Consider the following 21307-nt stretch of genomic DNA (forward strand, 5'->3'; position numbering starts at 1 on the left):
GGGAGTTCATCATGGTTGTTTCAACTGAAAAACGCGATGCCGTCGAGGCGTTCGCGCAAAAAGTGGAAGTGGTGGAGGGGCGCTCCCTGTGGAAGGATGCCCGTCGCCGTTTCCTGCGCAACAAGGCGGCCCTGACCAGCCTGATCATTCTGACCATCATCGGTCTGGCGGTCATCTTTGGCCCCCATTTGTCCCAATACACCTTTGACGATCCGGACTGGGGCGCCATGCAGTCGCCGCCGGATATGGAAGCGGGTCACTACTTCGGTACCGACAGTCTGGGGCGCGATCTGTTCGTGCGCACCCTGCTGGGCGGTCGCATCTCCCTGATGGTCGGCATCATGGGCGCCATGGTGGCGGTCATCATCGGCACCCTGTATGGCGCGGCCTCCGGCTTTATCGGCGGGCGGGTCGACAGCCTGATGATGCGGGTACTGGAGATCCTCAACGCCTTCCCCTTCATGTTCTTTGTCATCATGCTGGTCACCTTCTTTGGCCGCAATCTGGCACTCATCTTTATCGCCATCGGGGCGGTGAGCTGGCTTGACATGGCGCGGATCGTGCGCGGCCAGACTCTCAGCCTCAAGAGCAAGGAGTTTATCGAGGCAGCCCACGTCTGTGGCGTCTCCAAGTGGAAGATCATTACCCGCCATATCGTGCCGAACGTACTCGGTATCGTGGCCGTCTACGCCACCTTGCTGGTGCCGGGGATGATCATGTTTGAATCCTTCCTGAGTTTCCTGGGCCTTGGGGTTCAGGAACCGATGACCAGCTGGGGTGCCCTGCTGGATGAAGGCTCCAAGTCGATGGAAGTGGCCATCTGGCAACTGCTGTTCCCCGCCTGCTTTATGGTGGTGACCCTGTTTTGCTTCAACTTCCTCGGGGATGGTCTGCGTGATGCCCTCGATCCGAAAGATCGTTAATCGAGCATCGGATCGACAGGAAAGCATCACGAAAGATCGATAAGGAGTTTTTATATGAAGTTACTGGATGTGAAAGATCTGCGGGTCGAGTTCAAGACCCCGGACGGCAATGTGGTGGCGGTCAACGACCTCAACTTTTCTCTCTCTGCGGGGGAAACCCTGGGGATCGTCGGCGAGTCCGGCTCCGGCAAATCCCAGACGGCCTTTGCCATCATGGGGCTGCTGGCCAAAAACGGCATTATTACGGGCTCCGCCAAGTTTCAGGGGGAGGAGATCCTCAACCTGCCGGAGTCCAAGCTCAACAAGATCCGCTCCGAGAAGATCGCCATGATCTTCCAGGACCCCATGACCTCGCTCAACCCCTACATGAAGGTGCAGGATCAGCTGATGGAAGTGCTGATGTTGCATAAGGGCGTCAGCAAGGCGGAAGCGTTCGAAGAGTCGGTACGGATGCTCGATGCGGTGAAAATTCCCGAAGCACGCAAGCGGATGGGCATGTATCCCCACGAGTTCTCCGGCGGCATGCGTCAGCGGGTGATGATCGCCATGGCACTGCTCTGCCGGCCGCAACTGCTGATCGCTGACGAACCGACTACCGCACTCGACGTGACCGTACAGGCCCAGATCATGACTCTGATGAACGAGCTCAAGCGCGAGTTCAACACTGCCATCATCATGATCACCCATGACCTTGGCGTGGTCGCTGGTATCTGCAACAAGGTGCTGGTGATGTATGCCGGTCGTACCATGGAGTACGGCAAGGTAGACGATATCTTCTATCGTCCGAGCCACCCCTACACCGAAGGCTTGCTGCGCGCCATTCCTCGTCTCGATACCGAAGGGGAAGTGCTGCCCACCATCCCGGGCAATCCGCCCAACCTGCTGCGTCTGCCCACCGGCTGCCCCTTCCAGGAGCGTTGCCACAGGGTCAGCGAGATTTGCGGCCAGCAGTCACCGATCCTGACTCCGTTCAACGACGGTCGGGAGCGTGCTTGTCACTGGATATCTGATGCCATCAACGCCAAGGAGGTAAGTGTATGAATGCTGTTAACTGCGGCCAGCAATCATCCATGCCTCTGAAGCCGTTCAACGACGGTCGGGAGCGGTTTTGCCACTGGCACTGGGTTTCGGATGCCATCAACAAGGGGGCCAACTAAATGGGTGCCGACAAAAAATTGCTGTTGGAAGTGTCTGACCTCAAGGTTCACTTCAGTATCAAGAGTGGCAAGGCGTGGCCCTGGGCCAAGCCGTCTGATCTCAAGGCGGTCGATGGCGTGACCTTGCGTCTCTATGAGGGTGAAACTCTTGGTGTTGTGGGGGAATCCGGCTGCGGCAAGTCCACCTTTGCCCGCGCCATCATCGGTCTGGTACCGGCCACCGATGGCAAGGTGGTGTGGCTGGGTGACGATCTCACCAAGCTCGATCAGAATGCCCTGCGCGAGAAGCGCAAAGAGATCCAGATGATCTTCCAGGACCCGCTGGCCTCCCTGAACCCGCGCATGACCATCGGCGACATCATTGCCGAGCCGCTCATCACCTTCTACCCCAACCTGCCACGGGAAGAGGTGAAGGAGAAGGTGCGTGCCATGATGAGCAAGGTGGGGCTGTTGCCCAACCTGGTCAACCGCTACCCGCACGAGTTCTCCGGCGGTCAGTGCCAGCGGATCGGGATTGCCCGGGCACTGATCCTCGAGCCCAAGATGATCATCTGTGACGAGCCGGTCTCGGCGCTTGACGTATCCATTCAGGCGCAGGTGGTCAACCTGCTCAAATCCCTGCAAAAGGAGATGGGGCTGTCGCTTATCTTCATCGCCCACGACCTGTCGGTGGTCAAGCATATCTCCGATCGGGTGCTGGTGATGTATCTGGGCAACGCCGTCGAGCTGGGGACCCGCAAGGAGATCTTCGCCAACCCGCTGCATCCTTACACCAAGGCGCTGATGTCAGCGGTGCCAATCCCGGACCCTGAGCTGGAGCGCAACAAGGTGATCCAGATCCTGGAGGGGGATTTGCCCTCACCGATGAATCCTCCGTCAGGCTGCGTGTTCCGCACCCGCTGCCCGGTGGCTGGCCCCGAGTGCGCCAAGACCCGCCCTGTGCTGGAGGGCAACTTCGATCACGCGGTCTCCTGCCTCAAGGTCGACCCGCTCTGATGGGGATGTGTTGAACCTGTTTGCGGGGCTCCTTGATGGGGCCCCGATTTATTTCTGGCGGTAGTGAAGATGCCTCTTGGCGTTATCTTTTACCGCTGCTACTATCCGCGCAACAAGGGGAGTAACTTCTCGCCGGTTTGTCGTCATTACGGTGCACCCATTTCCTGCAGTGCACCCGGCAGCCGGGCAGTCGATGCAAATCAGCTGTAAGTGAGACCTTGCCGAGAGGCAAGGTGTATCTGCTCCAAACGCAAACCCACGCCTCTCGGTCGTGGGTTTTGTCGTTTTTGGGAGAAGTGAACATGGGTGAATGGTGGATGTGGACCGGTTTCTTCAGCATAGTGCTGGTCCTGTTATGGATAGACATACGCTTTGTCGGTGGCGGCAAGTCACACAAGGTGTCCCTCAAAGAGGCGGGTGTCTGGTCTCTCATCTGGGTCAGCGTGGCCCTGCTCTTCAACCTGGCTATCTGGCTCTGGCTGGATCACAGCGCGGGCCGTGAAAGCGCCAACCAGAAGGGACTGGAGTTCCTCACCGGCTACCTCATCGAGAAAGCGCTGGCAGTGGACAACGTCTTCGTCTGGCTGATGCTGTTCGGCTACTTTGCCATTCCGGCCGAGCTGCAGCGCCGGGTGCTGCTCTACGGGGTGCTGGGGGCCATCGTGATGCGTGCCGGTATGGTGTTCGCGGGCAGCTGGCTCATCGAGCAGTTCCACTGGATCCTCTATCTGTTCGGCGCTTTCCTGCTGCTGACCGGTGCCAAAATGCTGTGGGCGGCCGACAAGGAGCCTGATCTCGCCAACAACCCGCTGCTGGGCTGGATGCGCCGTCGCTTCAAGGTGACCGAGACCCTGGAAGGGGAGAAGTTCTTCGTCTGGCGTGACGGTGTGCGCTATGCCACCCCGCTGCTGCTCATTCTGGTGCTGGTGGAGGTGAGCGACCTCATCTTCGCGGTGGACAGTATCCCGGCCATCTTCGCGGTGACCACGGATCCCTTCATCGTGCTGACCTCCAACATCTTCGCCATCATGGGTCTGCGTGCCATGTACTTCCTGCTGGCCGGTGTGGCTGATCGCTTCGCCCTGCTCAAATACGGTCTGGCGCTGATCCTGATGTTTATCGGAGTCAAGATGCTGCTGCTGGATATCTTCAAGATCCCGACCGGCATAGCACTGGGCGTAGTCGCGTTGATCCTGCTGGCATCCATGGGGCTGAGTCTGTTTGTGACCCGTAAAAAGGCCGCTTAAACGCAACATTATTTAATACCAAACAACAAGGGCTCCCGCGGGAGCCCTTTTTCATATCGCGTGATCAGCGTTTGATCTTCTTGGGGTTGGTGTAGCCCCAGATGGTGTACATGTCCGCCAGCAGGGCGCCGTTGTACTCCTCCAGATCCGCCTGTTTCACTTCGGCTTCACCCTGACGGCCAAACAGCACCACCTCGTCGCCGGGTTTCACCCCTTTCAGATCAGTCACATCCACCATGATGGTGTTCATGGAGGTCTTGCCGACCACCGGCACCTTCTGACCCTGGATCAGCACATAGGCCTTGTTGCTGAGGGCGCGGCGATAGCCATCGGAGTAGCCCAGCGGCAGGTTGGCGAGCCAGGAGTCACGCTTGAGAGTGAAGGTGCGGTCATAACCGACGGTGTTGCCCGCGGCATAGTGGTTGACCGAGGCGACCTGGGTTTTGAATGCCATCACCCGCTTGTATTCGGTATGGGAGGGGATGGAGTCGCCGTAGAGCAGGCCGCCCGGGCGCACCATGTCGAAGTAGGCGTCCGGCACGGCCAGGGTGGCGAAGGAGTTGGCGGCGTGGATGGTGATCTTGCTGCGATCCAGCTTGCCCGCTTCCAGCAGCCACTGGGAGTCCAGTTTGAACTGGGCCAGTCCCATCTTGACGTCCTCTTTCTCCTCCACCGGGAAGTGGGTCATGATGCCGACCGGGGTGATCCCCTTGAGCTTGAGCATGGCCAGCGCATCCTGCTTGGCATCGGCCAGACGCAGGTCGATGCCGTTGCGGCTCATGCCGGCGGAGTTGAGTGCAATATGCACCGGAATGGTGGTGTGGTGGCGCTGGGCGATATCGGCGATACCCTGGGCACTCACCAGACTGCCGATCAGCTCCTCCATCTTGTAGGGCAGGGCCTGCTCTACTTCATCCGGGGTGGCAGCACGCACCCGCATCAGACGGCCGGTAAAGCCCTTCTCGCGGGCGACGCGCGCCTCTTCGTTGCTGGCGATGCCGATGCAGGGGATATTGGCCTTGACCACGGAGGGGACCAGCAGATCGATGCCATGACCATAAGCGTCGGCCTTCATGATGGCGCAGATCTGCGGGCCCTTGTCGCCGAGGCGATCCTTGAGGGTCTGGATATTGTGTTCAAAGGCGCCCAGATCCACTTCCAACCAGGCGTTGCTGGCGGTTTGCTCCTGGCCGTTGCGATGATCCGTCGCAAGGGGCAGATAGGGAGCCGCAACGGCTTGGCCCGCGAGCAGGCCGAAGATCAGGGTAGCCAGCAGAGTTTTCTTGTGCATGGTGATTCCTTTTTGTTGTTCGCGTTGGATAGTTTGGACGGGGTCGGCCACATTGGTGGTGGTTTAACCACAACTTGTTGTTATTATTATGATCTTTGTCACTCTCAACAGGCGCTGACTGGTTGGGAGTCTACCGCAACACGGGTTCGGCCGACACTCGTCAGGGGAAGAAAATGGTCAATCTTGAGTTACGTTTGCCACCACCGCTGATCTTTCTGCTCTGTGCCGGGGCCATGTGGTGGCTAAGAGGGGAGAGTCAGCCCGGCATCTGGGCAATGGCTCTGATGGCTGTGCTGGTCGTGGCGGGGGCCATCATGGGCTTTGGTGCCCTGCAACGGTTTCGTCACCACCAGACCACGGTCAGCCCCACCAAACCTCAGCACACCAGTCGTCTGGTGACCTGTGGCGTCTATCGTGTCAGTCGCAATCCCATGTATCTGGGACTGCTCTGCTGGCTGGTCGCCTGGGGCTGTTATCTGGGGGGAAGTTGGGTCTGGGTTGGGCCAATCGTGCTGGTGGCCTGGCTGACCCGCTTCCAGATCATGCCGGAGGAGCGGCTGCTGCGTGCCCGTTTTGGCGACGAGTATGTGGCGTATTGCCAGCGCGTTCGCCGTTGGTGCTGACTGGCTGTGATCTGCGTGAGCTGAGGGATAAGTCGGGTCAGCCGTGCTGGATAAAGAGAACCCCGGACGGGCCTGGGGTTCTCGAGGGGCTAGTTAGAAAAAATCGCCCTTCTCGTCCTTGGTGGGTTCGAGGCTCCAGCCGGTGGCATCGCTGCTGCTGGCAATCTGCCCCTTCTCCTTCCACAGCTTGATCTTGAGGCGCAGGTTGTTGGCCGAGTCGGCGTTCTTCACCGCCTCTTCTTCCTCAATTACCCCTTCCACCACCAGATCAAACAAGGCACTGTCGAAGGTGACCATGCCGAGGGCCTTGGATTTCTCCATCACCTCTTTGAGACCACCAAATTCGCCGCGCTTGATCATGTCGCGGATGGTGTGGGTGCCAAGCATGATCTCCACTGCGGCCCGGCGACCGCCATCGGTGGTTTTCACCAGCCGTTGGGAGACAAAAGCCTTGAGGTTGTTGCCCAGATCGTTGAGCAGCTGGGGGCGACGCTCCTCGGGGAAGAAGTTGATGATGCGATCCAGCGCCTGGTTGGCGTTGTTGGCGTGCAGGGTGGAGATGGCAAGGTGGCCGGTTTCGGAGAAGGCCAGCGCATGTTCCATGGTCTCGCGATCGCGGATCTCGCCGATAAGAATGACATCCGGCGCCTGACGCAGGGTGTTTTTCAGGGCAGCGTGGAAGCTACGGGTATCCACGCCAACCTCCCGCTGGTTGATGATGCTCTTGCGGTGGCGATGAACGAACTCTACCGGATCTTCGATGGTGATGATGTGGCCGCCGCTGTTGCGGTTACGATGGTCGATAAGCGCCGCCAGCGAAGTGGATTTGCCCGAGCCGGTACCGCCGACAAACAGTACCAGACCGCGTTTCTCCATGATGGTGTCGAGCAGCACTGGCGGGAGTTTGAGATCTTCAAAGCGGGGGATTTCGGTCTTGATGTTGCGGGCCACCAGAGAGACTTCGTTGCGCTGCTTGAAGATGTTGACCCGAAAGCGGCCGATCTGGGGCAGGGAGATGGCGAGGTTCATCTCCAGATCCTTCTCGAACTGCTGCTTCTGCTCGCCATCCATGATCTCGGCGGCGATCCGCGCCACTTCCCCCGGCTCCAGCGGCGTTTCGTTGAGGGGGCGCAGGCCGCCGTTAAACTTGGCGCAGGGGGGCGCGCCGGTCGACAGATAGAGGTCTGAGCCATCCTGCTTGGCCAGGATCTGTAACATGTCTCGCAATTCCATTTTTTTGCCTCGTCGATCAATGAGATGCCATGAGCGGGATGATATTGAGTGTACAGCCTCAGGCGCCGGTCAGTTTCTCGCGAAAGACAAAAAAGACCGCACCGAGAATGCAGAGCCCTGCCCAGAGATAGTCCCATTTCAGGTCTTCCTTGAGATAGAAGATAGAGAAGGGGACGAATACGGTGAGTGTGATCACTTCTTGCAGGATTTTCAGCTGGCCCACGCTCATCACGGTGTGACCGATGCGGTTGGCGGGCACTTGCAGCAGGTATTCGAACAGGGCGATACCCCAGCTCACCAGGGCGGCAATGATCCAGGGTTTATGGTTCATGCTCTTGAGGTGAGCGTACCAGGCGAAGGTCATAAAGACGTTGCTGCAGAGCAGCAGACCGATACTGGTGAAAATCGGGTTCATAGGGTTCTCCTTGAAAATCCGGCGCATTTTATCCCTGAACCACGGGTTTTCATACGTGGTGCGGGAGGGTATTTTTAACCAACAGGATAAGCCGTGCGAGGTATGCGACGGGATGGGCAAGTTATGCGGGATAGTGTTGTTACTGTTATTTGCCATGCCGGTGCGTGCGGCCCCGACGCTGACGGTGGCCACCGATCTGTGGCCGCCATTTCGCATCCTGCAAGCGGATGGCCGGTTGCAGGGGCTCGACATGGACATCCTGCGCCGGTTGCAACAGGCGAGCGGCATTGAGTTGCAGGTACGGCGGATGCCGTGGGGCAGGGCGCTCAAGCAGATGCAGACCGGTCAGGTCGATCTGATGATTGGCCTCGCCTATACCGCCGAGCGGGCGCAGTTTATCGACTATCTGCAGCCTGCCTACTACCAGTGCTGGCCCGCGTTTTATGGTCAGCCGGTCAATGTGGCCCGGATCCACCAATACCGCGATCTGCAGGGGGTGAAGGTGGGCTATGTGCTCAACTCCGCCTACTTTGAGCCCTTCAACAGTGACAGCCGCCTCGACAAGCACGGAGTACCCACCGAAGATCAGCTGCTGCGCATGGTGCAGCGCGGTCACCTGCCGCTGATGATTGGCACCGACTGTCAGGTGGACTATGCCCTGAGTCAGGGAAATGCCAGCCGGATAGGCAAGGCGGACTACCGCCCCGCCACGCCGGTGACCCTCTATCTGGGGATGAGCAAGCACTCACCTCACCAGTCGCTGCGCCAGCCCTTGCTGGTGGCGCTGCAAAATCTGGTGGCCAGCGGCGAGATAAGCGTGATGGCCAAGCGTTACCAGCCTTGACCTTGGGTGGCAAGCCACTGTTATCATGCCCTTTTCCTGCTTCTCCCCCGGCGCTGCGACAGGGCCGGGGGGAAGCCTTGTTATTCGGGGATCATCCTTGTACCTCTCCCTTATCGCCCGCCAGCAGCGCTGGCAGCGGCGCTGGCTCAGTGGCCTGACGCTGCTGACCTTGCTGCTGTTTCTCTTCTCCCTCGTCTGGGGCGAGTTTGTGCTGCTGCCCTGGCAGCCCCTTGGCGATCTCGAACAGCGCATCCTGCTGGAGCTGCGGCTACCCCGTGCCTTGCTGGCCCTCTTGGCTGGCGCAGCCCTTGCTTGTGGCGGCGCCGTGTTGCAGGTGATGCTGCACAATCCGGTGGCCGAACCCGGGTTGCTTGGCGTTTCAAGCGGGGCAGGCCTTGCCGCCATGGTGGCGATGGCGGTGGCCAAATCCCTTGGCTTCTATCTGCCAGGCTGGGGGCTGTCGCTGGCGGCCTTCGGTGGCGCCTTGCTGGTGACCATGTTGCTCATTCGGCTGGCTCGCCGGGCGCGTCTCGGTCATGCTCGCTTGCTGTTGTTTGGCGTCGCCATCGGTATTCTTACCAATGCCGCCATGACCTGGTTGATGTACTTTGCCGACGACGGCTCCTTGCGTGAATTCATGTTCTGGATGATGGGGAGCCTCTCTTACGGCAGCCAGCAGTTCGGCTGGTGGTGGCTGGTGCTGCCGCTCACCCTGGGCTGGCTCTGCTGGCAGGGCAAGGCGCTGCAACAGTTGCTGCTGGGGGAGACTCAGGCCCGCCTGATGGGGATGGATGTCGACAAGATGCGGGTGCGGCTGGTGCTGGCGGTCTGTCTGCTGACCGGTGTGGCGGTGTCGTTGTGTGGTGTCATCGGTTTTGTCGGGTTGGTGGTGCCCCATCTGCTGCGGCTCTGCGGTGGCAGCGATCAGCGCTTTCTGTTACCTGCCTCGGCCCTTGGCGGCGGGGCCCTGCTGCTGGCGGCCGATTTGGTTGCTCGATCCACCCTGAGCGCGGGGGAGTTGCCTATCGGCGTCATCACCGCCTCGGTGGGGGCGCCGCTCTTTATCTACCTGCTATTGAGGCAAACTGCCGATGGTGCTGCATGAATATCTGCATGATTTGGTCGGGGCGCGCAGTCTCCTTATTTACCTGTTGTTGAGGCAAGATGCCGATGTCACCCGCTGATCCCATGCCGGTTTCTTCTCGTGCTGCTGCGCCGCTGCTGGAGGCGCGCGCACTCGCCATTGCTGGACGGCTCTCTCCCCTAGATATCTGCTGGCATGGCGGCCAGTTGGTGGCGCTGCTTGGCCCCAATGGCAGTGGCAAGTCGACCCTGCTCGGGGCGCTGGCGGGGATTTTACCCGCCGATGGCACAGTGCTGCTGGGGGGGGAAGTGCTTACTGACCTGAGTTGGCCCGAGCTTGCCAAACGGCGTGCCATGCTGCCCCAGCGTCAGCCCCAGCTGTTTCATATTCCGGTGTTTCAGGTGTTGAGCCTCGGGCTCAATGAGGCGGTTGCGCCCGCCAGACAGAACGAGGCGATAAATGCATTGTGCGAGGCATTGGAGCTGGACGCTTTGCTGGCTCGTGACTTCAGCCGGTTGTCGGGGGGCGAACAGCAGCGGGTGCTGATTGCCCGCACCTTGCTGCAGGTGTGGCCGAGCCTCAATCCGACCGGCAAGGTGCTGCTGCTGGACGAGCCGCTGGCGGGGCTCGACCTTCATCACCAGCTGGCGCTATTGCGGTTGCTGAAAACCCTGGCCGCTCAGGGCTTGCTGGTGGTGCTCGCCATCCACGATATCAATCTGGCCATCGACTGGGCCGACCGCATTCTCTGCCTGCAAGGGGGCGCGGTGGTGCGCGAAGGGGGTGTCGAGCTGGTGGATGAGGCGCTGCTGGCACAGGTATTCCAGATCCGCACCGACCGCATCGAAGCTGCGGGGCGCGTGTGGTTTATGCCCAGTTTGTAAGTAGGGTGTACAGGAAAGAGGGCGCATGTAGGGCCGATTAGCGAAGCGTAATCGGCTGGCAGCAAGAAGAAGGGGCCAGTATCAAAAATACCGGCCCCTTTGGTTTTATTCGCAGTTCAAGCCTGTTTGCTCAGGCGCACCTGCGCCGCCTCTGCCAGCATTGCCAGCAGGGTTTCGGTGTCCTGCCATGACAGGCAGGCATCGGTGATGCTCTGGCCAAAGGTGGCGGCGCAGCCGTTCTCCACATCCTGACGCCCTTCCACCAGGAAGCTTTCGGCCATGATGCCGGCGATGCCGGTACGGCCGCGGCGCAGCTGATCGCAGATATCTTGCGCCACCAGCAGCTGACGGCGGTGATCCTTCATGCTGTTGCCGTGGCTGAAATCGACCACCAGACGCTCCGGCAGGCCCACATCGGCCAACGCTTCACAGGCTTCATCGACACTGGCGGTGTCGTAGTTGGGTCGGTGGCCGCCACGCAGGATCACATGACCAAAGGGGTTACCGGCGGTGCGGTAGATGGTCATCTTGCCGTCTTTGTCCGGCGAATAGAAGATGTGGCTGTGACGGGCGGCGCGCACCGCATCGATGGCGATGCGGGTATTGCCGTCGGTGCCGTTCTTGAAGCCAACCGGGCAGGAGAGGGCCGAAGCCATCTCGCGGTGTACCTGGGATTCGGTGGTACGAGCGCCGATGGCGCCCCAGGTGATGAGGTCGGCAATATACTGGCCGGTCACCATATCGAGGAATTCGGTGGCAGTGGGCATGCCGATCTCGTTGATGTCGACCAGCAGTTTGCGCGCCAGTTTCAGCCCTTCGTTGACGTCGAAGCTGCCATCGAGGCGCGGATCATTGATCAGCCCTTTCCAGCCGACGATGGTGCGCGGCTTCTCGAAGTAGGTGCGCATCACGATGCAGAGGCTCTCTTTATACTGCTCGCGCAGAGCGTTGAGGCGCTGGGCATACTCGCGAGCAGCAGCGGGATCATGGATAGAGCAGGGGCCGATAATGACCAGCAGGCGCTGATCGTCTCCGGCCAGAATGGCTTCCACTTCGCGACGGGCATCCAGCAGATTCTGGGCAATGGTATCGGTGATCGGAAACGCGTGGGCAAGCTCGCTCGGAGTGATCAGTGACTCCAGGCGACGGGTGCGCAATTCATCTGTGTGAATGGACATACAACTCAAGTCTCGAGTGGGTGGTGTCAGCCGCAAGGGGCGAAAAAGCAAAGAGATAAAATAAAGCAAAAGTCCCCTGATTGAAACCTTGGGGGGCTCTGATAGGATGTGAGGCCAAAATCGATTCCAAATGAGGTAGATAGCGTGGCAAAGCCAGGGGCAACCGGGGTCACCCGCATCATCAACGCAACCGGTTACAGCATGAAGGGGCTCAAGTCAGCCTGGATTAACGAGGCGGCGTTTCGGCAGGAGCTGATGCTGATCCTGTTGCTGATGCCACTTGCCTTCTGGCTGGGGGATTCTCTCAACCAGATCCTGCTGCTTATCGTCATCAGCTGGCTGGTGGTGATCGTCGAGATCCTCAACTCCGCCATTGAAGCTGTGGTAGACAGGGTTGGCTCCGAGCATCATGAGCTCTCCGGTCGCGCCAAGGATTTGGGCTCTGCCGCCGTCTTTATCGCGTTGGCCCTCAATGCCCTGGTGTGGGGCGCGCTGGTAGGCCGCAACCTGTTGGGGTGGTGGTAAGCCACTACGCTGCTTTGAGGTTCTGCTTCATACAAAAGCCCGTCATCACGACGGGCTTTTTGGTGCTTGGATAAACGGGTCTATCAGTGGAGGATGCGGGCGCGGATGGTGCCGTTGATCTCCTTGAGCTTGGCGAGCGCCTTCTCGCTGTGCTCGGTCTCCACGTCGATCACCACGTAACCGATATGGCTGCTGGTCTGCAGGTATTGACCGGCGATGTTGATCCCCTCTTCGGCGAAGATCTGGTTGATCTGGTTCATCACGCCCGGCTGGTTGCGGTGAATGTGCAGCAGGCGGCTGGAGCCCTTGTGGCCCGGCAGCGACACTTCCGGGAAGTTGACGGCGGAGAGGGTGGAGCCGTTGTCGGAGTATTTGACCAGCTTGTTGGCTACTTCCAGCCCGATGTTCTCCTGCGCCTCATGGGTGGTGCCACCGATGTGCGGGGTCAGGATGACGTTCTCCAGCCCACGCAGCGGGCTTTGGAACTCCTCGTCATTGGACTTGGGCTCGACCGGGAAGACGTCGATGGCGGCGCCGGCAATATGGCCGCTCTTGATGACGTCAGCCAGCGCATCGATATCCACCACAGTACCGCGGGCGGCGTTGATGAAGATGGCGCCCGGTTTCATCATCCGCAGCTGCTCGGCACCGATCATGTTCTTGGTGGAGGCTGTCTCCGGCACGTGCAGGCTGATGACGTCAGACATATTGAGCAGCTCGACCATGCTTGGCACCTGGATGGCGTTGCCCAGCGAGAGCTTGTTCTCGATATCGTAGTAATAAACCTTCATGCCGATGCTTTCGGCGATGATGCCAAGCTGGGTACCGATGTGGCCGTAGCCGATGATGCCGAGCTTCTTGCCGCGCGCTTCCACCGAGCGGTTGGCCAGTTTTTCCCACACGCCGCGATGGCACTTGGCGTTCTTCTCGGGGATGCCGCGCAGCAGCAGCAGGATCTCGCCCAGAACCAGCTCGGCAACCGAGCGGGTGTTGGAGAAGGGGGCGTTGAAGACCGGAATACCGCGGATCTGGGCCGCTTCCAGCTCGACCTGGTTGGTACCGATGCAGAAGCAGCCGATGGCAACCAGCTTGTTGGCGGCGTCGAGGACTTTCTCGGTGATCTGGGTGCGGGAGCGCAGCCCGATGAAATGGACGTCGCGGATCTGCTCGATCAGCTCCTCTTCGGAGAGCGAGGTCTTGAGATACTCCACACTGGTGTAACCTGCGGCACGAAAGGTCTCTACGGTGTTGGGGTGAACCCCCTCCAGCAGCAGAACCTTGATTTTATCCTTGTCCAACGAAAACTTGGCAGTCATGACGATCCCTCTGTATGTGCAAACGTAAGTGCAGATTTGGTGTGCGAAGAAAACCGTAAAGTAGCAAAAACGTTTGGGAGAGGGAATATTTGTGACGAAAGTCAAATTCTTTGAAGTTATCAACGAATGTTGTAAACATCCGTATGCAAATTGTTGAGGGATAAATAAAAACAGCGCCATCAGGCGCCGTCATTTATTCACAGTGCAATGTTTGGGTCATATCACATCCCAGGGCTCAATCAACGCCGCTGCTGCGTCAGGGGTGGCAGAGTGGCGCTGGCGTGCGAGGGAGGATGCCGCTGCACTGTGCTGCCGGTGTCGGGATTACTGGGTAATCACGCCGTCCGGCGTACCGATCAGGACCACATCGGCGCCGCGGGCTGCGAACAGGCCGTTGGTGACCACACCAACAATGGCGTTCAGTCGTACTTCCAGCGCCTTGGCGTCGGTAATGGCCATGCCTTTCACATCCAGAATGTGGTTGCCGTTGTCGGTGACCACCCCTTCACGCCACACCGGGTTGCCACCCAGTTTGCGGATTTCGCGGGCCACGTATTCGCGGGCCATCGGGATCACTTCAACCGGCAGCGGGAACTGGCCCAGCACGTCGACGGTCTTGGTGTTGTCGATGATGCAGATGAACTTGTCAGCAACGGCGGCAACGATCTTCTCGCGGGTCAGGGCTGCGCCACCACCCTTGATCATGTCGCGGGTTGCGTTGATCTCGTCGGCGCCATCCACATAAACGGAGAGGGCGTCGATCTCGTTGAGATCATATACGGTGATGCCGAAGCCCTTGAGGCGCTCGGTAGAGGCCACGGAGCTGGATACCGCCCCCTTGATCTCGTCCTTCATGGTCGCCAGCGCGTCGATAAAGTGGTTGACGGTAGAGCCGGTGCCCACCCCGACGATGGTGCCGGGAACCACATACTTGAGCGCAGCCCAACCGGCCGCCTTCTTCATTTCATCTTGAGTCATGATCGTTCCTTAAGAAAAAAGCGGGCGCATTATATCCAACCCGGTACCCCGTCGCGACCTTGTTGCTCACGTTCCGGGGCAAAAAGAGGGACTTTGTAAATCGTTTGCCTGTTTATTCTGCGTTTGCGCGCACAAAGCAGGGGCTGCCTGCCAAAAACAGCTTATTCAAAGCGCCAGCAGTGGCGCGGGGTGATGATCTGGGGCAGCGGCACATCCCACTCCTCTTGAGGGACCGCATCCACCTGCTGGCAGTCGTGGGCAATGCCGAGCGGCTTGGGGCCCAGCTTGTGCTCATGCCAGATGGCGAGAGTGCGATCGTAGTAGCCGCCCCCCATGCCAAGACGATTGCCCTGGGCATCGAAGGCGACCAGCGGGGTGCAGATAAGATCGAGCGTGCTGTGGGGCACCACCTGCAGGATATCCAGCTCCGGCTCTTCGATGCCGTAGCGGTTGCGCACCATGGGGCTGGTGGCGGTGTAGCGCAAAAAGAGCAGGTGACCCGGGGTAAAGGGGTGGAGCACCGGCAGGTAGACCTCTTTGTGCTGGGCCCACAGCCAATGGATGGTGGGCAAGGGGTTGATCTCCCCGTCATTGGCCAGATAGAGGGCAATGCGTTTGGCGGCGAGGATCTCGGGGTGTTGCTTGAACTGGGCCAGCAGCTGTTGGGCCGCCGCCTGCTGCTCGGCCGGACTCAGATTTTTGCGGCGTTGACGAACCAGTTGGCGCAGGGATTGACGTTCGGGTTGGGACTCATGCATGGGGAACCTCTGGTATAGCTGCGCATCGATGGCTTGAACGCGCTCTACCTTAGCACATTCACTCTTGACGTTAAGGGGTGACAGGGGAACTCTCGCCCCGGACGGCTGATGCCCGGAACGGTGGGATAAATGCTGGCGGATCCGTTAGTGAGCCAACAAGGGCCAGGATGTGGCCCCTGTTGACGGCATGTCGGCGCGCCAGCCTCTGGTCTGTTACTTGTCAGCTTTGCCGCGCATCTGGTGCTTCACGAACACGGCAATGAGTGCCGCTACCGCGAGTGCCATCGGGTAGAAACTCATGCTCACCACTGCCAACGGCGACAGGGCGAAGATGGATCCCAGCAGCAGCGCCTGTGCGCCCCAGGGGATCAGACCCTGTACCACGCAGGAGAAAATATCGAGCATGGAAGCGGCTCGGCGCGGGGTGACACCGTGGTGCTCGGCCAGATCCCGGGCTACCTTGCTGGCGACGATAATAGCCACCGTGTTGTTGGCGGTGCACAGGTTGGTGAGGCTCACCACCCCGGCGATGCCGAGCTCGGCGGCTTTCTCGTTCTGTTCACCGTTGTGCTCGCGAGTGAAACGGGCAATCAGGGCGCTGATGCGCTCACTGATCCAGGCCAGACCACCCTGACGCTCCATCAGGGCGCCGAGGCCGCCGATCAGCATGGAGAGCAGGAAGATCTCCTGCATGCCGGTAAAGCCCTGATAGATATCCTTGCTGAACTGACCGATGGCGTAGCCGTTGATCATGCCCACCACTCCGGCGGCCAGAATGCCGATCCCCAGCACCACAAACACATTCACTCCGGCGAGCGCCAGCCCCAGGATCAGCAGATAAGGCATCACCTTGAACAGTTCGATGGCGCTGCCACTGGCAGGGGATTCACCCACTGAGCCCAGGGTCAGATAGAGCAGGATCACCGCGATGGCAGCGGGGGCAGCAATCTTGAAGTTCTCGCGGAACTTGTCCTTCATCTCGCACCCCTGACTGCGGGTGGCCGCTATGGTGGTGTCGGAGATGATGGAGAGGTTATCGCCAAACATGGCGCCGGAGAGAATGGTGCCTGCCATCAGTACCGGATCGATGCCGGCCGCCTGCGCCACGCCCAGCGCGACCGGCGCCACGGCACCTATGGTGCCCATGGAGGTGCCCATAGCGGTAGCAATAAAGGCAGAGATGAGGAACAGTCCGGGCAACAGCGCCCAGCCGGGAATGAGGGAGAGACCCAGCGCCACGGTGGCATCAACGCCGCCGGTGGCCTTGGCCACGCTGGCAAAGGCGCCCGCCAGCAGATAGATAAGGCACATCGCCATGATATTGCTGTGGCCGACCCCCTTGAAGAAGGTCTCCAGATTGCTGTTGAAGCTCTCTTTGCCAAGCAGCAGGGCGAGCATCACCGCAGGCAGGGCTGCAACCGGAGCGGGCAGCTGATAGAAGGCGAATTCGACCCCCTGCAGGGTCAGCCAGGTACCGGTACCGATAAAGAGTGCGAGAAAAACCAGAAGTGGCAACAAGGCCCTGGCACTGGGTTGGATCTGGATCATGTGTTCCTCTGAAATTGAACAATGACCTCCTGTCATAAACTGCTTTGTACCTGTATCGGATAGGGATAGGGGGAAAACAGGGCGGGCATCCTGCCGCATTGGGGTGCCCACAGTAGTGAGTCAACCTCGCTTGGTCAAGATAGACGTCCAGATGGATAGGTGTTTTTGTTTGATGATTCTGGTGTTGTTGAGATGTCCAAAGAATATTCGGAAAAAGAAGTTAGCATTGTTTATTGTTCGTTACTGTTCTGACGCAGTCCGCGGGTATCGCGTGCCTTTAATAAGGAAAGAGGTAAACGATAAGATCTCTGCATGCCATCTTGGGGATTTCTCCCGCTGCCAAACGTCAGCCGCACCTCTCTCTATCTCTACGTGAGCATGGTGCGGATATTTCCAGAACGCGTGGACACAAGACCTGGGCTGTGTGGTTACTGTGTCAGTTTCTCCACCGCCTGAACGGCTGTCGCGAGAGCATCCTGTTCCAGCGTCAGCGGAATGTGGCCAATACCGGGCAGCAGGGTGACAGGCCAGGAGATGCCGAGACGTCTTAACTCAGGTTCAAGTTGATCTGTTTGGAAGGCTTCGTCATTTGCACCCGCGATCACGGCGCAGGGGGGTTGCACATTGCGCAAATTCTGCTGATAGTCGCGCTCTGGCTGAAAGTTCGAGGCAAGGTTGAAGGAGTAAGAGGGGGTCAGCAGGGATTTCGCCTCATCATTAAGGGCAAAGTTCAGCACGGTCAGATGGTTGAGTGCGGAAATATGGAAACCGTTGAGGATGCTCAGGGCGATGAGGCGAGGCAAGCCGACACGCACCCAGCCACCGCTGTTGGGCCGGTAGTTGGCGGCGGTGGGGCCGAGATAGGGGGAGAGCAGCAGATAGCTCTCGAACAGGGTTTGTCGCGCACTGCCAGCAACACGCAGCACAAAGCCACCCCCTGACGAGAAGCCGACGAGTGTTGCAGGCTTGTTGGGGGCTACCGACTTGATGAAATCTTCCAGATCGTCCTCAAGCTGGCCGATGTAAGCAATGGTGCCTTTGTTGCCCGATGCGCCATGGCCGCGAATATCGAGGGCGTAGGCGTCGTATCCCGCTTGCGAAAAGGCGTTCGCCATCTTGTGCATGCTTTGACTGCTGGCAGAAGAGCCGTGAACCAGTACCACGCTGCCCTTGACCTTGTTGTTCTTCGTATTGCCCTCTGCGCCATAGTGCCGATAGGCCAGCTGCGTGCCGTCACACGCTGGGTATCTTGAGAGGGGTGGCATGTTGCTCCAGTCACTCCCCTTGAAAGGGTCGTTGATGCTGGCCATCGCCGGTGCCGGACTCGGCCCGCCAAACAGCAGAGCCGCGGCCAGCATGACCAGGGTCAGTGATATCAACCCCACCGCAAACAGCAATCCTGCGCTCATCCTTGCACCTCATTTGATATCGACACGGGCGTTGCCCTGATTTTGCTTATGCTGGCATTTCACTCGTTCGAACCTATCAGATGGCACCCGGTCTGCCAAATGATGGAGTGAGATGATGAAAAACGGCCTGTGACCAAAAGGAAGTTCTTGGCCAGCCAGTGGGCGCTGCCGTTGGCGAGTGCAGCAAGGAGTGGTGGCATCATGGCTTTTCAAACCCGGCGCGGGCTGGTAAAACGGTCTCTTTCCATAATTAAAAGAGATGAGAGGGTGGAGATGGACAATCCGATCCGTGTGGCCGTGATGGGCTGTAATGGTCGTATGGGCAAGGTGCTGCTGGAGGCCATCACCAACACCGATGGCGTAGTGGTCGGTGCCGCGCTGGAGCGGCCGGGTTCGGCGGTGATCGGCCTCGATGCCGGTGAGCTCAATGGGCTGGGCCATCTGGGTGTGGCCATCAGCGATAGTCTGGACAAGGTGCGCGATGAGTTTGATCTCATCATCGACTTCACCCGCCCCGAGGTGACCCTTGCCAATCTGGCCTTTGCGCTGGCCCACCACAAGCAGATGGTGATCGGCACCACCGGTTTTGACGATGCAGGCAAGGCTGCTCTGAAAGAGGCTGGCAAGCAGATCGGTATCGTGTTCGCCTCCAACTACTCGGTCGGGGTCAACCTGGTGTTCAAGCTGCTGGAGCAGGCCGCCAAGGTGATGGGGGATTATACCGACATCGAGATCATCGAAGGCCACCATCGCCACAAGGTAGATGCGCCATCCGGTACTGCGCTCTCCATGGGTGAAGTGGTCGCCAAAACGCTGGGTCGCGATCTCAAGGAGTGTGCCGTCTATGGTCGCGAGGGGATCACTGGCGAGCGGGATCGCAACACTATCGGCTTTGCCACCATTCGCGCCGGCGATCTGGTGGGGGAGCATACCGTCATGTTTGCCGATATCGGCGAGCGGGTGGAGATCAGCCACAAAGCTTCAAGTCGCCTGACTTTCGCCAACGGTGCTGTGCGGGCGGGCAAGTGGCTTGGTCAGCAGGGTGCCGGTCTTTATGACATGCAGGATGTGCTCAATCTCAAGTGATGCCTCTGTGCGGCACTTTCGTACTACAGCTACCCAGTGAAAAACCCCGGCTTGCCGGGGTTTTTGCTGTCAGTCAGCCAGATTTTGTGTAAAAAGACACGCTATCAGCAATTTTTATCTGAATGCCTTATAAATCACACTATTGTGTTATCCACCAGATTTTCCCTTCCTGAATGTCATCACCAGGTAACAGATTTGAGCATCTTTATGGCTGATAAAGCCATTTTTTTACACCGATCGGAAAAGACTAAAAATTCAAACGCAGAAAAACGTTTTCCATTTTTCATGTTCACTCTTGTCATCTTAAAAGCGTTAAATTTGTCATTAATGTTTTTTGTGTAAAAATAAATGCCATTGTTTTAATTAGTTTTTTTGTTTGTTTTTGTCGCTATTGCTGGCTTGGTGTCATCTTTTGGTGGTGGTTTTTCCTTTTCTTTCGTGGGAGGGGGTTGCAAAGCGATTAAGTGCATAGATAATGGGTAATGTTGCTTTTTTATTGAATTTAGATGCATTTCGTCTGAGAAAAGACGTTGAAATGCCACTTTTTTTAAGTAGAATGCGCCCAATTTGCCAGAAATCTGCCGGGTTCGAGTCCTGTCCAAGACCGGAACCGAGCCCGCAACACCCAGGTAAATTGCTGAATTTAAAGCTAAATAACTGGAGGTTGTCTTGAATCACACTGCATTGCTAGTGCTGGAAGATGGAACTGTGTTCAAAGGCGTGTCGATAGGCGCCGAGGGATGTTCCGTTGGTGAAGTGGTTTTCAATACGTCGATGACGGGCTATCAGGAAATCCTCACCGATCCCTCTTATTCCCGTCAGATAGTCACCCTCACTTACCCCCATATAGGCAACACCGGCACCAACAGCGAAGATGAAGAGTCCAGTCAGATCCATGCTCAGGGATTGATCATCCGGGACCTTCCGATACTTGCCTCCAATTTCCGCAATCAGCAATCCCTCTCCGAATACCTCAAGTCTCACAACATCGTTGGCATCGCCGACATCGACACCCGTAAACTGACCCGCATCCTGCGCGAGAAAGGCGCTCAGGCTGGCTGCATTCTGGCCGGGAAACAGGTCGATGAAGCCTATGCCCTCGAACAGGCCCGCGCCTTCCCCGGTCTGAAGGGGATGGATCTGGCCAAAGAGGTGACGGTTGGTGAAGCGTACAACTGGACCGAAGGGAGCTGGCAGCTTGGCAAGGGGCATGTCACCCCGGATGCCGACCAGCTGAAATACCACGTAGTGGCCTATGACTTTGGCGTCAAGCGCAACATCCTGCGGATGCTGGTTGACCGTGGCTGCCGCCTGACCGTGGTGCCTGCCAAGACCCCGGCCGCCGAGGTACTGGCGATGAACCCGGATGGCATCTTCCTCTCCAACGGCCCCGGCGACCCCGAGCCGTGCGACTACGCCATCGAGGCCATCAAGGCTTTCCTTAATACCAACACGCCGGTGTTCGGCATCTGTCTGGGTCACCAGCTGCTGGGTCTGGCCTCCGGTGCCAAGACCGTCAAGATGAAGTTTGGCCACCACGGCGCCAACCATCCGGTGAAGAGCCTTGATGACAACACCGTCATGATCACCGCTCAGAACCACGGCTTTGCGGTAGACGAGAACAGCCTGCCGGATTGCCTGCGCGCCACCCACGTCTCCCTGTTCGATGGTTCCCTGCAAGGTATCCATCGCACCGACCGTCCGGCCTTCAGCTTCCAGGGGCACCCCGAAGCGAGCCCGGGCCCGCACGATTGTGCCGGTCTTTTTGACCACTTTATTGAATTGATTAAGCAGTATCGCGCCTAAGAAATA

The 21307-nt window shown here is 58.6% G+C and carries 21 protein-coding genes; 12 read left to right on the forward strand and 9 right to left on the reverse strand.

The window, feature by feature from the left end; translation table 11 throughout:
• Positions 1-11 precede the first annotated feature (11 nt).
• From oppC to ACW5XC_RS03430, 5 genes are all read left to right on the forward strand, one after another.
• Positions 12-923 (forward strand): oligopeptide ABC transporter permease OppC, encoded by a 912-nt coding sequence (oppC, locus tag ACW5XC_RS03410; RefSeq protein WP_005337670.1) that lies wholly within the window; start codon positions 12-14, stop codon positions 921-923.
• 54 nt (positions 924-977) lie between these two features.
• Positions 978-1964 (forward strand): ABC transporter ATP-binding protein, encoded by a 987-nt coding sequence (oppD, locus tag ACW5XC_RS03415; RefSeq protein WP_042056506.1) that lies wholly within the window; start codon positions 978-980, stop codon positions 1962-1964.
• On the forward strand, positions 1961-2080 hold the full coding sequence (locus ACW5XC_RS03420) for a hypothetical protein (RefSeq protein WP_042056508.1): 120 nt from the start codon (positions 1961-1963) through the stop codon (positions 2078-2080). Before oppD ends, ACW5XC_RS03420 begins: the two co-directional genes overlap by 4 nt.
• On the forward strand, positions 2081-3076 hold the full coding sequence (oppF, locus tag ACW5XC_RS03425) for a murein tripeptide/oligopeptide ABC transporter ATP binding protein OppF (protein ID WP_005337666.1): 996 nt from the start codon (positions 2081-2083) through the stop codon (positions 3074-3076). It begins immediately after the preceding gene.
• Positions 3077-3378: 302 nt separating this feature from the next.
• Positions 3379-4323, forward strand: coding sequence for a TerC family protein (locus ACW5XC_RS03430; protein ID WP_042056510.1), 945 nt, complete (start codon positions 3379-3381; stop codon positions 4321-4323).
• 64 nt (positions 4324-4387) lie between these two features.
• Here the strand turns inward: ACW5XC_RS03430 and alr are convergent, their stop codons facing one another.
• Positions 4388-5614 carry an alanine racemase gene (gene alr / locus ACW5XC_RS03435; protein WP_042056513.1) on the reverse strand — a complete coding sequence of 409 codons (1227 nt, stop codon included), beginning with the start codon at positions 5612-5614 and terminating at the stop codon, positions 4388-4390.
• 173 nt (positions 5615-5787) lie between these two features.
• On the opposite strand from alr, the gene ACW5XC_RS03440 reads away from it, so the two are divergent.
• Entirely contained in the window at positions 5788-6237 is a 450-nt protein-coding gene (locus tag ACW5XC_RS03440; RefSeq protein WP_042056515.1) for a methyltransferase family protein, read from the forward strand.
• Positions 6238-6330: 93 nt separating this feature from the next.
• Here ACW5XC_RS03440 and tapW read toward each other — a convergent pair whose 3' ends face one another.
• Both tapW and ACW5XC_RS03450 read right to left on the reverse strand, forming a co-directional pair.
• Positions 6331-7470 carry a type IVa pilus ATPase TapW gene (tapW, locus tag ACW5XC_RS03445; protein WP_005353124.1) on the reverse strand — a complete coding sequence of 380 codons (1140 nt, stop codon included), beginning with the start codon at positions 7468-7470 and terminating at the stop codon, positions 6331-6333.
• Between the two features lie 58 nt (positions 7471-7528).
• Positions 7529-7885 (reverse strand): DMT family protein, encoded by a 357-nt coding sequence (locus tag ACW5XC_RS03450; protein ID WP_005337656.1) that lies wholly within the window; start codon positions 7883-7885, stop codon positions 7529-7531.
• A gap of 112 nt (positions 7886-7997) precedes the next feature.
• Here ACW5XC_RS03450 and ACW5XC_RS03455 point away from each other — a divergent pair, with 112 nt between their 5' ends.
• From ACW5XC_RS03455 to ACW5XC_RS03465, 3 genes are all read left to right on the forward strand, one after another.
• Complete coding sequence (locus tag ACW5XC_RS03455) at positions 7998-8729, forward strand: substrate-binding periplasmic protein (RefSeq protein WP_021230624.1); 732 nt, start codon at positions 7998-8000, stop codon at positions 8727-8729.
• A gap of 97 nt (positions 8730-8826) precedes the next feature.
• A complete protein-coding gene (gene btuC / locus ACW5XC_RS03460) occupies positions 8827-9834 on the forward strand; it encodes a vitamin B12 ABC transporter permease BtuC (RefSeq protein ID WP_042056519.1) in 1008 nt (335 codons plus the stop codon).
• Between the two features lie 65 nt (positions 9835-9899).
• Positions 9900-10697: an ATP-binding cassette domain-containing protein gene (locus tag ACW5XC_RS03465; protein WP_456516094.1), complete on the forward strand. Its 798-nt coding sequence runs from the start codon at positions 9900-9902 to the stop codon at positions 10695-10697.
• Positions 10698-10813: 116 nt separating this feature from the next.
• Here the strand turns inward: ACW5XC_RS03465 and ACW5XC_RS03470 are convergent, their stop codons facing one another.
• Complete coding sequence (locus tag ACW5XC_RS03470; RefSeq protein ID WP_042056526.1) at positions 10814-11875, reverse strand: 3-deoxy-7-phosphoheptulonate synthase; 1062 nt, start codon at positions 11873-11875, stop codon at positions 10814-10816.
• A gap of 144 nt (positions 11876-12019) precedes the next feature.
• On the opposite strand from ACW5XC_RS03470, the gene ACW5XC_RS03475 reads away from it, so the two are divergent.
• Entirely contained in the window at positions 12020-12400 is a 381-nt protein-coding gene (locus tag ACW5XC_RS03475; protein ID WP_005337641.1) for a diacylglycerol kinase, read from the forward strand.
• 83 nt (positions 12401-12483) lie between these two features.
• On the opposite strand, the gene serA is transcribed toward ACW5XC_RS03475, so the two are convergent.
• From serA to ACW5XC_RS03500, 5 genes are all read right to left on the reverse strand, one after another.
• Positions 12484-13716 carry a phosphoglycerate dehydrogenase gene (serA, locus tag ACW5XC_RS03480; RefSeq protein WP_005337639.1) on the reverse strand — a complete coding sequence of 411 codons (1233 nt, stop codon included), beginning with the start codon at positions 13714-13716 and terminating at the stop codon, positions 12484-12486.
• A gap of 324 nt (positions 13717-14040) precedes the next feature.
• Complete coding sequence (gene rpiA, locus ACW5XC_RS03485) at positions 14041-14694, reverse strand: ribose-5-phosphate isomerase RpiA (protein ID WP_005353106.1); 654 nt, start codon at positions 14692-14694, stop codon at positions 14041-14043.
• Positions 14695-14855: 161 nt separating this feature from the next.
• Positions 14856-15452 (reverse strand): 5-formyltetrahydrofolate cyclo-ligase, encoded by a 597-nt coding sequence (locus ACW5XC_RS03490; RefSeq protein WP_042056528.1) that lies wholly within the window; start codon positions 15450-15452, stop codon positions 14856-14858.
• Positions 15453-15665: 213 nt separating this feature from the next.
• On the reverse strand, positions 15666-17000 hold the full coding sequence (locus tag ACW5XC_RS03495) for a Na+/H+ antiporter NhaC family protein (RefSeq protein ID WP_042056531.1): 1335 nt from the start codon (positions 16998-17000) through the stop codon (positions 15666-15668).
• Between the two features lie 428 nt (positions 17001-17428).
• Positions 17429-18409 carry an alpha/beta hydrolase gene (locus ACW5XC_RS03500; protein WP_042056534.1) on the reverse strand — a complete coding sequence of 327 codons (981 nt, stop codon included), beginning with the start codon at positions 18407-18409 and terminating at the stop codon, positions 17429-17431.
• Positions 18410-18682: 273 nt separating this feature from the next.
• Between ACW5XC_RS03500 and dapB the strand changes: the two genes are divergently transcribed.
• Together dapB and carA are read left to right on the forward strand one after the other, a co-directional pair.
• Positions 18683-19495 carry a 4-hydroxy-tetrahydrodipicolinate reductase gene (gene dapB, locus ACW5XC_RS03505; RefSeq protein WP_005347132.1) on the forward strand — a complete coding sequence of 271 codons (813 nt, stop codon included), beginning with the start codon at positions 18683-18685 and terminating at the stop codon, positions 19493-19495.
• A gap of 669 nt (positions 19496-20164) precedes the next feature.
• Positions 20165-21301 carry a glutamine-hydrolyzing carbamoyl-phosphate synthase small subunit gene (gene carA, locus ACW5XC_RS03510; protein ID WP_005337628.1) on the forward strand — a complete coding sequence of 379 codons (1137 nt, stop codon included), beginning with the start codon at positions 20165-20167 and terminating at the stop codon, positions 21299-21301.
• The last annotated feature ends 6 nt before the right edge of the window (positions 21302-21307 follow it).

The sequence above is a fragment of the Aeromonas sp. 25-AL00135 genome, assembly GCF_054052385.1.

Excerpts from the sequence above, each read along its gene's own strand:
- oppC (WP_005337670.1), top strand. The coding sequence starts at position 12 with ATGGTTGTTTCAACTGAAAAACGCGATGCCGTCGAGGCGTTCGCGCAA.
- oppD (WP_042056506.1), top strand. The coding sequence starts at position 978 with ATGAAGTTACTGGATGTGAAAGATCTGCGGGTCGAGTTCAAGACCCCG.
- ACW5XC_RS03420 (WP_042056508.1), top strand. The coding sequence starts at position 1,961 with ATGAATGCTGTTAACTGCGGCCAGCAATCATCCATGCCTCTGAAGCCG.
- oppF (WP_005337666.1), top strand. The coding sequence starts at position 2,081 with ATGGGTGCCGACAAAAAATTGCTGTTGGAAGTGTCTGACCTCAAGGTT.
- ACW5XC_RS03430 (WP_042056510.1), top strand. The coding sequence starts at position 3,379 with ATGGGTGAATGGTGGATGTGGACCGGTTTCTTCAGCATAGTGCTGGTC.
- alr (WP_042056513.1), bottom strand. The coding sequence starts at position 5,614 with ATGCACAAGAAAACTCTGCTGGCTACCCTGATCTTCGGCCTGCTCGCG.
- ACW5XC_RS03440 (WP_042056515.1), top strand. The coding sequence starts at position 5,788 with ATGGTCAATCTTGAGTTACGTTTGCCACCACCGCTGATCTTTCTGCTC.
- tapW (WP_005353124.1), bottom strand. The coding sequence starts at position 7,470 with ATGGAATTGCGAGACATGTTACAGATCCTGGCCAAGCAGGATGGCTCA.
- ACW5XC_RS03450 (WP_005337656.1), bottom strand. The coding sequence starts at position 7,885 with ATGAACCCGATTTTCACCAGTATCGGTCTGCTGCTCTGCAGCAACGTC.
- ACW5XC_RS03455 (WP_021230624.1), top strand. The coding sequence starts at position 7,998 with ATGGGCAAGTTATGCGGGATAGTGTTGTTACTGTTATTTGCCATGCCG.
- ACW5XC_RS03465 (WP_456516094.1), top strand. The coding sequence starts at position 9,900 with ATGTCACCCGCTGATCCCATGCCGGTTTCTTCTCGTGCTGCTGCGCCG.
- ACW5XC_RS03470 (WP_042056526.1), bottom strand. The coding sequence starts at position 11,875 with ATGTCCATTCACACAGATGAATTGCGCACCCGTCGCCTGGAGTCACTG.
- serA (WP_005337639.1), bottom strand. The coding sequence starts at position 13,716 with ATGACTGCCAAGTTTTCGTTGGACAAGGATAAAATCAAGGTTCTGCTG.
- rpiA (WP_005353106.1), bottom strand. The coding sequence starts at position 14,694 with ATGACTCAAGATGAAATGAAGAAGGCGGCCGGTTGGGCTGCGCTCAAG.
- ACW5XC_RS03490 (WP_042056528.1), bottom strand. The coding sequence starts at position 15,452 with ATGCATGAGTCCCAACCCGAACGTCAATCCCTGCGCCAACTGGTTCGT.
- ACW5XC_RS03495 (WP_042056531.1), bottom strand. The coding sequence starts at position 17,000 with ATGATCCAGATCCAACCCAGTGCCAGGGCCTTGTTGCCACTTCTGGTT.
- ACW5XC_RS03500 (WP_042056534.1), bottom strand. The coding sequence starts at position 18,409 with ATGAGCGCAGGATTGCTGTTTGCGGTGGGGTTGATATCACTGACCCTG.
- dapB (WP_005347132.1), top strand. The coding sequence starts at position 18,683 with ATGGACAATCCGATCCGTGTGGCCGTGATGGGCTGTAATGGTCGTATG.